The sequence below is a fragment of the Pseudomonas sp. GW821-FHT09D08 genome (genome assembly GCF_059416305.1).
Genome location: NZ_JBWKOX010000004.1, coordinates 327,169 through 342,886, shown reverse-complemented (window position 1 = coordinate 342,886; position 15,718 = coordinate 327,169). Strand labels below are relative to the sequence as shown.

Sequence of the window (15,718 nt, the reverse complement as noted above, 5' to 3'; positions counted from 1 at the left end):
CCCACCAAAATTCTTCAGTATTTGACCAATGTCCAACAGACCGAAAGCCTACAGTTATGTCCGTTTTTCAACGCCAGAGCAGGCAAAAGGGGACAGTCGTCGACGCCAATACAAAGCGGCTATCGAATACGCAGACAAACATAATTTGGAGCTCGTAAAAGACAGTAACTACGCATTCTTGGATGCGGGTGTAAGCGCATATAGAGGAAGTAACGTGAATCGGGTTTCAAGCAGTCTTGGCCGATTTTACGACTACGTGAAAGAAGGCGTGATTGCTCCTGGCTCTTACTTGCTGGTTGAGTCACTTGACCGCCTAAGTCGAGAACAGGTCACAGAGGCATTACCGCGTTTTCTGGACCTTTTGAATAGCGGAATTATTGTCGTTACGTTCGGCGATGGCACTGTCTACAAAAAGTCTGCCGAAACGATGCAGTTGGTCATGTCTATATTCCATATGTCCCGCGCTCATTCCGAATCCTCGATAAAAGGGCAAAGGGTTTCGGACGCATGGCGGCAGAAACAAGCTATGGCGCGCGCAGAGGGTGTCCCCCTTGGTGCTGCGTGCCCGCAATGGTTAGCGTTTGATGGCGAGGCCTACAAGGTAATTCCTGACCGTGCCAGCGTTGTCAAAAGGGTGTTCGACCTGACGATTCAAGGATATGGACAACGAGCGATTGTAAAGTTATTCAATAGTGAAGGTGTGCCAGTATTTGGCTCTGAAAATAGGAACAAGTCTGGGCTATGGGGGAATAGCTCAATTGGCAAGATACTGGTAAACAGATCGGTACTTGGAGAGTATCAGCCAAATATTTGGACAGACGGTCAGCGCCGCACTTCTGGCGAGCCCATCAAAGGTTTCTACCCGCCAGTGATCGATGAAGAACTGTACTATGCTGCCTTGGATAGCCGCAAATCGAGAAATGTGTCAAAGGCAGCGAAGACGTCCTCCAACTTTAATGTCTGGGCAAAAATTGCAGTTTGCGCATATTGCAAATCACCAATGCATCTAGTTAATAAAGGAAAACCACCGAAAGGACGAAAATATATTCGCTGTTCAAAGTCTGCGAAGGGTGCGTGCATTAACCGATCAGTTCGATTAGATGAAAGTGAGATTGTTTTCCAAGAAATGCTTGCCAAACTTAATATGGCATCACTGATCAAAGACAACGCACAAGTGTTGCGTAAGCGTATTAGTGAACTCGATGGCCGGATTGAATCAGCAAGACTTAAGCTCGTCGATGTTTCTGCACTGTTGCAATCCTACCCCTCGAGAACACTGGCAGAAACGGCCGCAAGTGTAGAGGGAGATATCTCAAAAATGGTATTTGAGCTTGACAAATGCAAAGCCGACCTTTCATCTGAGTATATAACCGACAAGTTTGAATTTTTCAAGAAGCTTGATTTGATTTCATATGAAGGACGATATTTAGCGAACCAGCAGGTCCAGCGGCTTGGAATAGCAGTCCGGATTAAACACGATGACATCCGGACTCAATACACTGTGATGGTGGGAGAGTTGCCTAAGTTTATCTATATGGCAGATCATGGACAAGACCCGCTATTTGTACCTTTTTCCATTGAAATACTGCGTGCCGGCATCCGTCAAAATGACATGCAAGCGACAAAGTTTATAACCAAGCCAGATAGAATGCTGAAAGAAGCGTTATCAGATGAATCGATGGCAACGTACAAGAGTAATGTGCAGGGTGATATTGACGTGCATCAGTTTCGGTTCAGTGCGGCAGATAATGAGGCCGCTAATCAAAAGTTATTGAAGATTTTTGAAAAACAATTTTGGGGTGGAGACAAAGGAGATACCTAGAGGGTGCCGAATGTCTGAACTGATCTTCGCCGCATGGAACCGTGGATGGTACCTAAATCTAACCCATCCGGGCCTGCGGGGGAGACTAGGCCTCACGCTTGATTCGGTAAACTGTTGCAACGCCAACTTCTGCAAGTTTGGCAATATCTTCTGCTGACATTGTTGGGTGCTTAGCCATTAGCATTTTTACTTTTGCCCACTTTTCAACGTTCTTGCTTTTTCCCTTTGGTGTCCAGTCTGGGTCTACTAGACGTTTGTTTTGCAATCCTTGTTTGATTCGCTCAACACGTTTTTCCTGGTCAAGACGAGCCATCGTCGCCATGAGGTCCAGCAGCATGCTGTTGATAACGTCCATTATCTGACCAGTCATCCCCATGTCTTCAATCAACATATGACTTGTAGGCAAATCTGCTATCACAACGCGTAAACCCTTTGCTTTGATCTTGGCTTTCAAAGTTTCCCAGTCTGACTGGGACAGACGGCTTAGACGATCAACGCTTTCACATACAATGCATTCACCGGGTTGTGCTGCGTCCAGCAACCGCATTAATTCTGGACGGTCTAGCTTTGTTCCACTGATGTTTTCAGAATACACGCCTGCAATGACAAGGCCTTTTTCATTTACGAATGCATCCAAGCTAGCTTTCGCCCGCAAGGCATCTTGGTCTTTGGTGCTGGCACGCAGGTACAGATGTGCTTTCAATTTTTTATCCTTTATAGTTTTATTTGATAGACCTATGATAAATCGATCATATAGCTATTCGCAATAGGTTTTTGATAGACGCAAACGACGTTCCGTCGGACTACTAAAAAAGTAGACTCCTTTGATAGCAGTTACCGTCTCAACTTGAGAATCCCGGCAGTGATTGCTGAAGCATTTTCGTCGAGGGCATTCAGCGCCCCGATGGCGTTGCTATGTGTTTCGAGCGCACCAGTTGACTTTGCCCACACTGCAACCTCTTCCAGTGCTGCTGATAACGCATACTGGTTGTACAACAGCAAGGTCAGTACGTCAGCGGTTACGATGTTGGCTTCTGCATTACCTGGCATTTGGGTCATCCTTTGATGGGTGATACTGGAAGTCAGGAAGATCAGTTGGAACTGCTATCAGTTTGCAAGCGTCTTTCACTGTTGATACGTTCCACTCTGGTTCACGTCTTTTTGATCGACTGCTTCCGGAGAAAGAAATGGACTTCACTGTGATTGACGTTGAGACAGCCAACCCCAACCTTGCAAGCATTTGTCAGGTTGGAATCGCCGTATTTCGAGACGGGAAACTTCACGATACGTGGAGCTCCCTAGTCAACCCTAACGACTACTTTCACCCTATGAACGTATCCGTACATGGAATTGACGAAGCGACGATCGCGTCGGCTCCCTCTTGGGCTGATGTTTATAGCCAGATTTTGCCATTCGTGACGGGTCAAATCGTGGCCAGTCATATGCCGTTTGATCGTACTGCAACACTGCGCGCTTGTCAGAATGCTGGTTTAGCGCATTTCGATTGTTCTTGGCTTGATACCGCAAAGGTCGCCCGCAGAGCGTGGGCGGAGTTTTCACGGTCGGGATATGGGCTCAAAAATCTTGCCTCCACCTTCGACATTAATTTTGAACACCATGATGCCTTGGAAGATGCAAAGGCGGCAGGGGAAATACTACTTCGCGCAATCGCTCACACGGGGTCTACGGCTGCTGAATGGTGCTCGCTCGTCAACATCCCGCTATCAACGCTAAGCCATCTAGATACGCTTACGGTCAATCCGGATGGAATCTTGGCTGGTAACGTAGTGGTGTTCACCGGAGCACTATCCATCCCACGCCAAGATGCGTCCGCCTTGGCAGCAGCGGGCGGATGCGAGATTGGTTCCGGCGTGACCAAACAAACCACATTATTGGTAGTTGGGGATCAGGATATCACTCGGCTAGCCGGCAAAAACAAGAGCTCAAAGCACATCAAAGCCGAGCAGTTAATTTCAAAAGGTCAAAAGATCCGCATTTTAGGTGAGAGCGACTTTCAGGCCTTACTAATACCAACCTAATCGCTACAGCGCTTGGATGCCGTTTTTCAAATCTTTGATCAACTCAACGACGTCACATCCAAGCACAGCGCACAGGTCGCATATCTGAATTATGTCCAGTCGACGGACCCCACGCTCCACATCGCTCATGAAGGATTGCGGACGCCCCAAAGCGGTTGAACATTGCACCTGCGTGAGTCCGGCAGCAATTCTTCGATTTTTCAGCAGGGCCAAGAAGACGCTGTATTCAGTTCTGTAAATTGCTTTAGGCATGTGGCTGACCGATGGTGAGCAGCCCAACAACGTATATCTGGTTTCCGGATATCTGATTTTCAGATATTTTGTTCACGGGAGCGCCAACACTGGGTTGAGCGCCTCGATCAAGGAATCGATATGAAGCTTTACATCGCAATGTTCATCGCAACATCAAGCATGCCGTTGGCCAGCATGGTCGGAATCCTTGCCATGGAGCTTGGGTATGTCTGGAATTTCCGACAGGCGCTTGGCATTGGTGTCCTAGTGGGCTCTGTGATGCTACTAGTGGCGTTAATCTTGTTCCTAGCCGGGATTCCCTCGACTTTGAAACGTCTGCGCGCCCAAGCCCTTTCCCGTCCGTAACAGGAGCGCAGATGAAATATTCGCTGATGGTCACGTTGCTGTCGGTCTCATTCGTGGCTCAAGCTGACTACGATAATGGGGCGTCGAGCTACTTCAATACACGGTTGTTAAATGTCGTCGAAACCACGGGTTGGAATTTTTCAAAGGCCATAGGCCCTACCCAAATCTTCAACGACTGGCAGGCGAATCAACCGCGTGCAGAAATCAAATATTCTCAACCTCTGCTCTACCACGGTCGTATTGATAAGATCGTCGCGGACAACGGTGGTAATGCCAGTTTCATCTTGGATTTCGGAAAGAAAACGGCTGTGACTGTCATCCTAGCGCCCATTCAAGCCGCATCTTGGTCAGTTGTTGGTAATCAATTGAAGGCCGGCGAGTTGAAGCCTAATCGGGAGTTCGCTGCCAATATCGATGTGGGTCGTGAAATGTACTTTCAGTGCATGCGGCTTGAATTTGGGATTGGCGTATACCTCGTTAACTGCATCGCGCTTCCGCCGAACATTGCATTAGGCAAGGCTCGACCTGAAGTGATCTACGATCTGGAAACCGCGAGTATTGGTGACTTGATTAAGGCCAGGGCCTCCGAGGGCTGGGTTCGTCCTCCAAGTGCGCGGCGCAACATGACTGCCACAGTTCAAATCGGTATGGCTGCCGACGGAACCATCACATCGACGGAAATAACAAAGTCGAGCGGAGATACCCCTTATGATCATTCAGTGGTGGCAGCCATTAGGAATATTGGCCGATTGAATGAAATTCAGGGCATGAATCCAAGTGACATCAAAGCATATCGTTCATTCGACATGACATTTACACCAGATGATTTAGCTTTATGAAAAATGCAGTGAAATGAAGCCAACATAGAGCACAACACCCATAAAGCCGCACAGGAGGTTTTGGGGGGACTTAATCGATTAGTGCAGCAGTGCATTACCGCCAAGTTAAAACCGCCCCTGCGCACTCACAGGCAGCCTGAATAGCCAAAAGTTAATCAAGCTGCCATTAACTCTTCCAACACAGTTGGTGGCATCTGTTTTGGTGCCAGTTTCGAAAACCCAAATCGACGATGCGTTTCGCCAGTACCGAAATGTTTATCCCTGATTTTGGCAAGGTAACTGAGATGGTAGAAACAATCTGCGAACTTTCGCTTATCGTCTCGGCTCAGGAAGTGTGGATTCTTAACGAAGTGTACTGTGCCGCCTGTGAGCTCGATCCAGCGGTCTTCGAACATTTTCCACATGCCGGTATGACCGTCACCCGAAATCTTCCCCAGCAGGCGCTGTAGAGTCTGAAAGCCGAAGAATAAATGATAGTGAGACTTTGCTACTTCGCCAACTTCTTTAACCCAACCATGAATGAACCTTTTGTGTTGCCCCCAACCGAACGAACCAAGATCAGCCTTGCACATTTTAATAAATCGACTGAGCAATTGATTTTCTAACTTATTGTTGGTTTTATGATTCCAAGGGAAATGCAAATCAATTCGGACAATTGTGATACGAGAATGGTGTTCTTGAAGATTCATCAATTGATCATGGATGCGTTTCAAAATAACGGGATACACCCCATATCCTTTATCTTTGCTGGCATTAACCTTCAAACCATTATATGTATCGCGGAAGCTTTCTTTCATTTTCATCTTTTCGTTTTCCTAGCCCTTACCTTAATTACAGTTGAATATATATTGCATGCATAATATATAATATATTATTGGCACATATAATAGATATTACAAAATTGCACGCAGCAAAATGCCTTCCAGGGCTTGTTGCTGGCTGAGTGCAGATGGATTTTCAGTCCGACAAAAGAGGTTGTACCTTGTCGCTGTGAATACAGAGTAACGCGGAAAAGTCAGATGTTAAACATTGAGACCAAATAAATTCTCATCATCTACTGAATTTTGCTGTTCGCGAAATCGCTTGCAGGTGCAGTCGCAACTGGACGATTCAGTTACATCACTCATTGCTGAATCTGTATGAGAAGGCGAGAGGACAAGTGGCGGATAGCACGCCACTACGAAATGGGCGCACTATGAGAGGTCAGATAGATGCGTCAGCAACCTGCGGGGCGGGACTAGGGCTGGGGCTGGGGCTGGGGCTTGGGCTGGAAAGGTTGCTCCGGGCAGCGAGCGCCTTGGATCGAAACTTTGAATCAAGATAGGACGCTTCATTGAGCACGCCCGCCAATTTTTCCATTAGCTTAGCTTCACTAAAACCAAAGCTATCCATTTTGCCATTGATTGCATCTTCGAGCCGACGAACAGTGACCAGTCGCGCATGAGGTACGGTAATATTTCCGTTGATGATCACCGTTCCAGTAACATGTTTCGCCTGGTGCGCCCTGAAGATCCTTGTTTTCTTCTTGTTAATGCTATGCCCATTCCGTCTAACGATGGAGACAACCTCTCGCTCAAGCGACGGCGGAATTGCATCCCCTGAAAATGTCAGATCGTCGACGTAACATGTAAAGACTAAACCGTACCTTTTTGCAAGACAATCAAGGCTGTCAAACATGGTGCGGGAGCTATGCAAGGCTAGCAGTGGGCTTAGCGGGCTGCCTGTAGGGATACAGTTCCTATGCGTTGAAAGCCTAGTCAGAATTCCCGATACGTCTCGAACACATTGCAACTGCTTCAAATAGAAGTCGTATACATGGTGCGCCTTCACCGAACCGTAATAGTTGCTTAAGTCAAAGGTCGCAACTTCCTTTGACTTCTGATGCGCTTGAGCGTTGGAACGATATGAACGCTTCTTTACACCAGCATGAGCATATTCTGGGTACTCAATACGTTGCAGAAGCTTCAGGATACGTTCGTGAACTGAACGCAAGTCTTTATTGGGCGTTTGGACCAGTCTGGCTTTTTTCCGTTTGTGCGAAAACGGATTGAGCTCTTCCAACAAAGTGAACTCACGATAATTCTCATCACTTCCTAGAAGGACATCAATCTCAAGCTCGCTGCGGTTAAGCGCATTCGACAGCTTCTTAGGAGAAGTGATTTTGTACAATGCAGACTGATTGATTGTGTATAGCTTAAAAGACCTTCGCTTTTTTGCCGAACTTTGTTGAGGCCTCATTTCGGTTTTGATTCCATTCAAGTATTGAGACAATCCTTTTGGCCACATGCAATCTTAACTTGTCGGATGGCTTTGGGCTGTCCAAGTTTTCCGAAAAAAACAGGATGGATGATAGTGGTATATCAAAGCATTCACTGTATCGAGTGAGAATGTCGATTGATGGCTGCTTCTTACCGGACTCGATTTCTGAAAGATACGAGTTAGATATCCCTAAACGACCAGACATTTCAGATTGTGATACATCATGAAAGGTTCTGATGATTTTCAGGGCTTTATTGAGCATGACTGAGCACCTGTGATGTGTGTGTGACTACAGCGGGGGTAGGTTATTCGAGATCGATTCCAAAGAAAGCAAGTACCTTAGGCCCATATTTATCAACCAAAGCGAACAGATTCACGAAGAACCGAACAGCTTTGAAACAAGCCACAAATACCGTTACAACGCTCCACTTTTTCTTCTTTTCTGGACTAACCAGACATTGCTCTGCGGTGTTACTACTTTCACTTTTTTGCATTTTTACAGCTCCTGTATTAGTTATGACACGTACGGCTGTACATGTCTCTCGCACATAACTAAACAAGAAAAGTGAATCGGGTTGAGCAATGCTTTTCCCCCCTCTGGGACACCGGCTTCGTCGCTCTCGACGAAGCCGTCTATGTCTCGTAGCGTAGAGTCGTGGCGTACACCGGACCCAACTACTGAAAACAAAGGGGTAGAGTTTTTCAACTCCACGGCACGTTACCCAAGGGCTTCGTACCTACAGCAGCGAGATTAAGTCACCGACCGCAGACGTAATATCTACGATGCATCTTCCTCTGTCAAATATTTTTTTCGCAAATAGCGAATTTTTTTCGCTGACATGAAGCCTTTTGCGGCGCACACCCTGTGTTTGGATGTGTCAGTTCATAATCGGGTGTTATGTACCACAATCTGTTGTTCAGCGGGCCGCCCGGCACCGGCAAGACGTTGCTCGCCAGCCGCCTGCCCGGTTTATTACCGCCGTTGAGCGAACAGGAGGCGCTGGAGGTTGCCGCGATTCAATCGGTTGTAAGTCTGGCGCCGCTGAGCCATTGGCCCCATCGACCGTTTCGTCAACCGCATCACTCGGCATCCGGCCCGGCACTGGTGGGCGGCGGCTCGAAACCACAGCCGGGAGAAATCACCCTGGCTCATCATGGGGTGCTGTTCCTGGATGAGCTGCCGGAATTTGATCGCAAGGTGTTGGAAGTGCTGCGTGAACCGCTGGAGTCGGGGCATATCGTGATTTCCCGCGCTCGCGACCGAGTGAGTTTCCCAGCGCGCTTCCAACTGGTCGCGGCGATGAACCCCTGCCCTTGCGGCTATATGGGCGAACCCAGCGGGCGCTGTCGCTGTACGCCGGAGCAGATTCAGCGATATCGCAACAAGCTCTCGGGGCCGCTGCTGGACCGGATTGACTTGCACCTGACCGTGGCGAGGGAAACGACGGCACTGAACCCGATCCAACAGGCGGGCGAGGATACCGCCCATGCCTCAGCGCGGGTCGCCCAGGCTCGCGAGCATCAGCAAAAGCGCCAGGGCTGTGCGAATGCCTTTCTTGATCTGCCGGGGCTGCGCGAACACTGCAAGCTCGCGAAGGTGGATGAAAGCTGGCTGGAAACGGCCTGTGAACGACTGACCCTATCGCTGCGCGCGGCCCATCGACTGCTCAAGGTGGCGCGCACGCTGGCGGATCTGGACCAGGTAGAGACCATCACCCGCGACCACCTGAAAGAGGCCCTGCAATACCGCCCGGCGGCGATCACTTAAACTTGGCGCAAAGCCAAATGTGGGAGTGACAGGCCTCCCACATTGTGTACAGCGGTGGCTCAGCGAAAGCGATCCACCTCATGGCGCAGGCTCGCCGCCAACGTCTCCAGTTCCTTGGCAGTAATCGCCAGGTTGGACACCACTTCGCGTTGCTCACTGTTGGCCAGCGCAATGCTCTGCAGGTTGCTGCTGAGCAGGGTCGCGGTGCTGCTCTGCTCCTGGGTGGCGGTGGTGATGGCCGCGAACTGCTGACCGGCCGAGCGGCTTTGCTCGTCGATACGCGCCAGGGCCGAGGCCACATCGGCGTTGCGCGACAGGCCTTCCTGCATCAGCGCGTTGCCTTGCTCCATCGTGCTGATGGCGTTGCCGGTTTCCTTCTGGATGCTCTGGATCATGCCGGAAATTTCATCGGTGGCTTCACGGGTACGCGACGCCAGGTTACGTACTTCGTCGGCCACCACGGCAAACCCACGGCCTTGCTCCCCTGCGCGGGCGGCTTCAATGGCGGCGTTGAGCGCCAGCAAGTTGGTCTGCTCGGCAATCGAGGTGATCACGCCGACAATCCCGCCGATTTCCTGGGAGCGCTGGCCCAGGGTGTTGATCACCGTGGCCGTGCTGTTCAGGGCGGTGGCAATGTGTTCCAGGGATGACGACGCTTCCTGCATCGAGGTGCGGCCAATGCGGGTCTGCTGGGCGTTTTCCTGGGCCAGGCGTTCGGTATTGCCCATGTTGTCGGCGATATTCAACGACGTGGCGCTGAACTCCTCTACCGCGCCGGCCATGCTGGTGATCTCGCCGGACTGCTGCTCCATGCCCTCATAGGCACCGCCGGACAAACCGGACAAGACCTGGGCGCGGCTGTTGACCTCCTCGGCAGCGTTACGGATATGGGAGACCATGGTCGACAACGCTTCGCCCATCTGGTTGAAGCTGCGTGCCAGTTGGCCGATTTCGTCATGGCTGGACACGTTCAAGCGTGCGCTCAGATCGCCCGCCCCCAGGGCCTCGGCTTGACTCACCAGGTCACTCAGGGGCTGCAACTTGCTGCGCAGCAGCCAGACCGTGGCGCCCACCGCCAGCAACATCGCCAGCACGCTGCCGATCACCAGGCGAATCCCCACGGCCCAGGTCACCGCGCGGATTTCAGCTTTCGGCATGCTCGCGACCACGGCCCATGGGCCGCCTTCGAACGGTACCGAAACGCTATAGAAGTCTTCGTTCTTGTCGCTCCAGAAGCGACCTTTGCCCGGGGTCTTGGCCAGGTCCAGCATCACCGGCACCGATTGATCCAACGCCTGCACGCCGGCGGGTGGCACCAGCCAGTGCTTTTGCTCATCCAGCAGTGCGAGGGAGCCGGTCTGGCCGATTCGGAAGCGCTTGAGGTTTTCGAATTGGGCATTCTGCGCATCGGTGTAGTCAAAACCGATGAACAGCACGGCGATAACCTTACCGCTGCTGTCACGCACCGGGCTGTACTGGGTCATGTAGGAGCGATCGAACAACACCGCCCTGCCGATGTAGGTCTGCCCACCCACAACGCGCTGGTAGGCCGGGCCCTGACGGTCGAGGACGGTGCCAATGGCGCGGTTGCCATCTTGCTTGGTCAGGGACGTGCTGATACGGATGAAGTCGTCGCCACTGCGCACAAATACGGTGGCCACGCCGCCGGACATTTGTTTGAACTCGTCCACCTCATCAAAGTTGTTGTTCAACACCTCGTTGCCCAGGTACAGGCTGGGCGTCTGAACACCGGCCACGCTCACGGGTTGGTCCACATGCACGCTCAACCCGGCGCCGAAGCGTTTTTCAAACAGTCCGCTCAAACGCTGAGTGCTCTCGCGCAAGGAGCTGTGGAAGGTATTGAGTTGGTCGGCGAGCAGGCGCGCCTCGCTGGCCAGGTGCTCCTCGCGGGTGTCGAGGTTGGCGGAGTCAAGGGAACGCAAGGCAAATACCGTACTGCCGCTGATAACGACAGCCAGAATCACGGCTAACGCGAGGCCTAACTGGGAGGCAATCCGGGCGCGAGGTTGAGACATGACAGCTCCTGGCCGAGGCCAGGATCATCCTGATCTCATAGCGCTGCTCGGCAAATTATCTGATGGGAAACGTTGGTGCACGATAGTTCCAACACACCTACTTCGGCTGGCCGCAGCAATACTTGAGCGCTTCACAGGGGTATCACGCAAACGGTTGCGAACCAACGCCGCCAAGCATCCAGTCGAGGCGTTCGACCGCAGGCAACACCATCGCCTGCACCTCGCCTTGCAGAAATTCCGCCAGCCGTCGCAAGCGCTCGCCGCCAGGGCGGGTTTTGGGCCAGACCAGGTAGTAATTTTCCCCACTGGCCACCGCCGTCGGCCACGGCAGGCTCAATCTTCCTTGGGCGACGTCCTCAGCCACCATCAGCAAATCGCCCATGGACACGCCGTAGCCCCGCGCAGCGGCGATCATGCCCAGCTCCAGGGTGTCGAACACTTGCCCGCCCTTGAGCGACACCTGGGACGACAGCTGCATGCGCGCCAGCCAATTGCGCCAGTCGCGCCGGTCGGGCGTGGGGTGCAGCAATTCGGCGGTGGCCAGGCGCGCGGCATCCCAAGGCCCATCCTCCAGCAGGTTCGGCGCACCGACAGGAATCAACAGTTCCGGGAACAGGTAACTGGCCTCCCAATCCGCTGGAAAACGCCCATCGCTCAGCAGCACCGCGCAGTCGAAAGGTTCCTGATTGAAGTCCACCTCGTCCACGCTCATCCAGGCGCTGGTCAGTTGCACCTCATTGCCCGGCTGCAGCGCCCGGAAGCGGCTGAGTCGCGCCAGCAGCCAGCGCATGGTCAACGTGGAGGGGGCCTTCATACGCAGGATGTCATCTTCGGCATTCAAGGTATGGCAGGCGCGCTCCAGCGCCGCGAACCCTTCGCGCACACCGGGCAACAACAGACGGGCCGCCTCAGTGAGCTGCAAGGTGCGGCCGTTGCGCTGGAACAGGCGGCAGGCGAAATGCTCTTCAAGCGTGCGGATATGTCGGCTCACCGCACTTTGGGTGATGGACAATTCCTCGGCGGCACGGGTGAAAGAGCTGTGTCGGGAGGCCGCTTCAAACGCGCGCAAGGCATAAAGAGGAGGAAGACGACGAGACATGAGGAAAGCTCCGACAGCGCAATACTGAAACCCTACCAGAATCAATCAGGCATGAGTTTTAATCATGCAAACGATCGCATTTATCCCTTTGTGCAATGGGCTGAGAGCGCCGAGAATCAACCCTTCCTCAACCCTCTGACTTTTTGAGCGTGATGATCATGCAGCATCCGGCACGTACCGAACTCTGGGCCATTCTGCGGCTGTCAGGGCCGTTGATTGCCTCACAGTTGGCGCACATGCTGATGGTGTTGACTGACACCCTGATGATGGCGCGCCTGAGCCCCGAAGCCCTGGCCGGTGGCGGCCTGGGTGCGGCGAGCTATTCGTTCGTCGCGATTTTCTGCATCGGCGTGATTGCCGCCGTGGGCACCTTGGTTGCGATCCGCCACGGCGCGGGCGATATCGAAGGCGCCACCCGCCTGACCCAGGCCGGGCTGTGGCTGGCCTGGCTGATGGCCCTAGCGGCGGCCCTGCTGCTGTGGAACCTCAAGCCAGTGCTGCTGATGTTCGGCCAGACCGAGACCAACGTACATTCGGCCGGGCAGTTTCTGACCATGCTGCCGTTTGCACTGCCCGGCTACCTGAGCTTCATGGCCCTGCGCGGTTTTACCAGCGCCATCGGCAAAGCCACTCCGGTGATGGTGATCAGCCTCGGCGGTACAGTGGTCAACTACCTGCTCAACCATGCGCTGATCGAAGGCATGTTCGGCCTGCCCAAGCTCGGCTTGATGGGCATCGGCCTGGTCACGGCGATTGTCGCCAACAGCATGGCGCTGGCGTTGATGTGGTACATCCGCAGTAACCGGGCCTATGCCGCCTACCCGCTGAGTACCGGGCTGCTGCGCCTCAACACCCAGTATCTGCGCGAGTTGTGGCGCCTGGGCCTGCCGATCGGCGGCACCTATGCGGTGGAAGTCGGGCTGTTTGCCTTTGCAGCCCTGTGCATGGGCACCATGGGCAGCACGCAGTTGGCAGCGCACCAGATCGCCCTGCAAATCGTGTCGGTGGCCTTTATGGTGCCGGCGGGGATGTCCTACGCGGTGACCATGCGCATCGGCCAGCATTATGGCGCCGGGCAGTTGCTGCAGGCACGCATGGCCGGGCGTGTCGGCATAGGCTTTGGCGCGGCGATAATGCTGGGATTCGCGGCGGTGCTGTGGTTGTTTTCCGAACCGCTCATAGGACTGCTGATCGACCACGACAACCCGGCGTTCCACGACGTGATCGTCCTGGCCGTGAGCCTGCTGGCTGTCGCCGCGTGGTTTGAGTTGTTCGACGGCGTGCAAACCATCGCCATGGGTTGCATTCGCGGGCTCAAGGACGCCAAGACCACGTTCCTGATCGGTGCAGGCTGCTACTGGTTGATTGGCGCACCCTCGGCCTGGCTGATGGCTTTCACCTTGGGCTGGGGGCCAACCGGCGTGTGGTGGGGCCTGGCACTGGGACTGGCCTGCGCCGCGATAAGCCTGACCTGGGCGTTTGAAGCGAAGATGAAGCGGATGATTCGCCGGGAAGGCCCGGAGCCTGAAGCCGACACCGGCTTTCAGGCCGCACAGGCCGACTAGAGCCCCTCGCTTACGCGGGTGTGCTTGCCGTCGCCGAAGGTCAGGTATTCCACCAGCTCCGGCAACGGCAGCGGCTTGCTGATCAGGTAACCCTGGGCCTGGTCGCAGCCGAACAGCCGCAACAGCGCCAGTTGCTCGGGGGTTTCCACACCTTCGGCCACCACTTCCAGGTTGAGGTTGTGCGCCAGGTTGATCATGGCGTGCACCAGCTTGCGGTTTTCCTCGCGCTCTTCCATCCCGCCGACAAAGCTTTTGTCGATTTTCAGCAACGCAATCGGCAAGCTGTTGAGATGCACGAACGAAGAGAAACCGGTGCCGAAGTCATCCAGGGAAAACCGCACACCCAGGCGGCCAAGGGCGTCCATGGTCTGCTTGACCAGGTCACTGCGGCGCATCACGGCGGTTTCGGTCAGTTCGAACTCCAACCATTGCGCTTCTACGCCGCGCTCGCTGATCAGCCGGCTCAGCGTAGAAAGCAGCTGGCTGTCCTGGAACTGGCGAAACGACAGGTTGACTGCCATATGCAGCGGCGGCAGGCCACGTTCACGCAGGTCTTGCATGTCACGCAGGGCCCGGGAAATCACCCAGTAACCCAGCGGTACAATCAGGCCACTCTGCTCGGCCAGGGGCACGAACTCACTCGGCGGCAACAGGCCGCGCTCGCCGTGGCGCCAGCGCACCAGGGCTTCCAGGCCAACGATATGCCCGTCGTCCAAGTCGAGGCGCGGCTGGTAATGCAGCTCCAGCTCATCACGGCGCAAGGCACGGCGCAGCTCGCTTTCCAGGTCGGCCAGGCTGCGCGCGTTGCGGTTGATGCGTTCGTTGAAGATATGAAAGGTACAGCCCTGGGTGCTCTTGGCTTGCTGCATGGCGATATGGGCGTGCCACATCAGCGGGTCGGCGCCGGCACGGGCGCGGGCATGGGCCACGCCCAGGCTGCAGCCGATCAGCAGGCTTTCGCCATCCACCCAATACGGCTCGGCCATGGCTTCGGTGATGCGCTCGGCCATCCACTCCGCCCGCTGGGGCGCGCGGCGCGTATCGATCAGCAGGGCGAATTCGTCGCTGCCCAGGCGCGCCAGTTGATCGCCGGCTTCCAGCTGGCTCTTGAGCCGCGAGACCACCTGCAGGATCAGGCGGTCACCGGCCTGGTGGCCGAGGGCATCGTTGGCATGGCGGAAATTATCGAGGTCCAGGTGACCGAGGGCCAGGCCGCGACCTTCGTTCTCGGCCAACCGTGCCGCCAGCAGGGTCTGGAAGCCCTGGCGGTTGGCGATGCCGGTGAGCGGGTCCTGCTCGGCCAGGCGTTGCAGGGTGTTTTCCAGCACACCCCGCTCACGCACATGGCGCAGGCAACGACGCAGCGTGTCGGCGTCCAGCGCATTGCGGATCAGCCAGTCACTGACGCCCAGTGGCGAAACCAACGGTTCCTGCTCCAACAACAACACGCACGGCAAGCTGCAACGGCCAGGACCGGGTTGCAGGCTGGGCATGGTCAACAGCACGGCGCTGTCGTCGTCATCGAACAGACGACTCACCGAGTCCCAGTTTGGCGCGCTGATCAGCACAGCCCCATCGCCCATCGGCGCCAGGCACTCGCGCAACAACGCTGCCCACTCAGGCGTATCGGCCAGCAGCAGCAAACGCAAGGGTTCGACAGGCGTAGACAAGCTAGCTCCCTAGACTCTGCAAAA

General features: G+C 54.4%; 14 protein-coding genes and 2 pseudogenes. 6 read left to right on the top strand and 10 right to left on the bottom strand.

What is annotated here, in order from left to right; all coding sequences use genetic code 11:
• Positions 1-28: 28 nt before the first annotated feature.
• Complete coding sequence (locus tag AC07OP_RS10540) at positions 29-1,822, top strand: recombinase family protein (protein WP_495100830.1); 1,794 nt, start codon at positions 29-31, stop codon at positions 1,820-1,822.
• An 85-nt stretch (positions 1,823-1,907) separates the two neighbouring features.
• Here the strand turns inward: AC07OP_RS10540 and AC07OP_RS10535 are convergent, their stop codons facing one another.
• Entirely contained in the window at positions 1,908-2,525 is a 618-nt protein-coding gene (locus AC07OP_RS10535) for a recombinase family protein (protein WP_495100829.1), read from the bottom strand.
• 131 nt (positions 2,526-2,656) lie between these two features.
• The gene (locus tag AC07OP_RS10530; protein WP_135289345.1) at positions 2,657-2,872 is read right to left on the bottom strand and encodes a hypothetical protein; all 216 of its coding nucleotides are present in this window, start codon (positions 2,870-2,872) and stop codon (positions 2,657-2,659) included.
• A 137-nt stretch (positions 2,873-3,009) separates the two neighbouring features.
• On the opposite strand from AC07OP_RS10530, the gene AC07OP_RS10525 reads away from it, so the two are divergent.
• A complete protein-coding gene (locus AC07OP_RS10525; protein WP_135289344.1) occupies positions 3,010-3,861 on the top strand; it encodes an exonuclease domain-containing protein in 852 nt (283 codons plus the stop codon).
• Between the two features lie 3 nt (positions 3,862-3,864).
• On the opposite strand, the gene AC07OP_RS10520 is transcribed toward AC07OP_RS10525, so the two are convergent.
• Positions 3,865-4,113 carry a helix-turn-helix domain-containing protein gene (locus AC07OP_RS10520; RefSeq protein WP_135289343.1) on the bottom strand — a complete coding sequence of 83 codons (249 nt, stop codon included), beginning with the start codon at positions 4,111-4,113 and terminating at the stop codon, positions 3,865-3,867.
• Between the two features lie 120 nt (positions 4,114-4,233).
• Here AC07OP_RS10520 and AC07OP_RS10515 point away from each other — a divergent pair, with 120 nt between their 5' ends.
• Complete coding sequence (locus AC07OP_RS10515; protein WP_135289342.1) at positions 4,234-4,458, top strand: hypothetical protein; 225 nt, start codon at positions 4,234-4,236, stop codon at positions 4,456-4,458.
• A gap of 554 nt (positions 4,459-5,012) precedes the next feature.
• A pseudogene (locus AC07OP_RS10510) lies at positions 5,013-5,297 on the top strand (energy transducer TonB); the annotation flags it as partial.
• Between the two features lie 155 nt (positions 5,298-5,452).
• Here the strand turns inward: AC07OP_RS10510 and AC07OP_RS10505 are convergent.
• The 4 genes from AC07OP_RS10505 to AC07OP_RS10490 all read right to left on the bottom strand — a co-directional run bounded on the left by AC07OP_RS10505 (position 5,453) and on the right by AC07OP_RS10490 (position 8,050).
• Positions 5,453-6,100, bottom strand: a complete 648-nt coding sequence (locus AC07OP_RS10505) for a YagK/YfjJ domain-containing protein (RefSeq protein ID WP_495100828.1) — start codon at positions 6,098-6,100, stop codon at positions 5,453-5,455.
• A gap of 400 nt (positions 6,101-6,500) precedes the next feature.
• The gene (locus AC07OP_RS10500; protein ID WP_495100827.1) at positions 6,501-7,556 is read right to left on the bottom strand and encodes a reverse transcriptase family protein; all 1,056 of its coding nucleotides are present in this window, start codon (positions 7,554-7,556) and stop codon (positions 6,501-6,503) included.
• A complete protein-coding gene (locus AC07OP_RS10495; RefSeq protein WP_495100826.1) occupies positions 7,492-7,818 on the bottom strand; it encodes a helix-turn-helix domain-containing protein in 327 nt (108 codons plus the stop codon). Before AC07OP_RS10495 ends, AC07OP_RS10500 begins: the two co-directional genes overlap by 65 nt.
• Before the next feature lie 43 nt (positions 7,819-7,861).
• Entirely contained in the window at positions 7,862-8,050 is a 189-nt protein-coding gene (locus AC07OP_RS10490) for a hypothetical protein (RefSeq protein ID WP_135289337.1), read from the bottom strand.
• Positions 8,051-8,460: 410 nt separating this feature from the next.
• Between AC07OP_RS10490 and AC07OP_RS10485 the strand changes: the two are divergent.
• A pseudogene (locus AC07OP_RS10485) lies at positions 8,461-9,324 on the top strand (YifB family Mg chelatase-like AAA ATPase); the annotation flags it as partial.
• Positions 9,325-9,383: 59 nt separating this feature from the next.
• Here AC07OP_RS10485 and AC07OP_RS10480 read toward each other — a convergent pair.
• Both AC07OP_RS10480 and AC07OP_RS10475 read right to left on the bottom strand, forming a co-directional pair.
• Positions 9,384-11,360 (bottom strand): methyl-accepting chemotaxis protein, encoded by a 1,977-nt coding sequence (locus AC07OP_RS10480; protein ID WP_495100825.1) that lies wholly within the window; start codon positions 11,358-11,360, stop codon positions 9,384-9,386.
• Positions 11,361-11,502: 142 nt separating this feature from the next.
• Positions 11,503-12,459, bottom strand: a complete 957-nt coding sequence (locus tag AC07OP_RS10475) for a LysR substrate-binding domain-containing protein (protein ID WP_495100824.1) — start codon at positions 12,457-12,459, stop codon at positions 11,503-11,505.
• Positions 12,460-12,611: 152 nt separating this feature from the next.
• Between AC07OP_RS10475 and AC07OP_RS10470 the strand changes: the two genes are divergently transcribed.
• Entirely contained in the window at positions 12,612-14,024 is a 1,413-nt protein-coding gene (locus tag AC07OP_RS10470; protein ID WP_495100823.1) for a NorM family multidrug efflux MATE transporter, read from the top strand.
• Here the strand turns inward: AC07OP_RS10470 and AC07OP_RS10465 are convergent.
• The gene (locus AC07OP_RS10465) at positions 14,021-15,694 is read right to left on the bottom strand and encodes a putative bifunctional diguanylate cyclase/phosphodiesterase (protein WP_027608307.1); all 1,674 of its coding nucleotides are present in this window, start codon (positions 15,692-15,694) and stop codon (positions 14,021-14,023) included. The two genes, AC07OP_RS10470 and AC07OP_RS10465, sit on opposite strands and share 4 nt — an antisense overlap.
• Positions 15,695-15,718 lie beyond the last annotated feature (24 nt).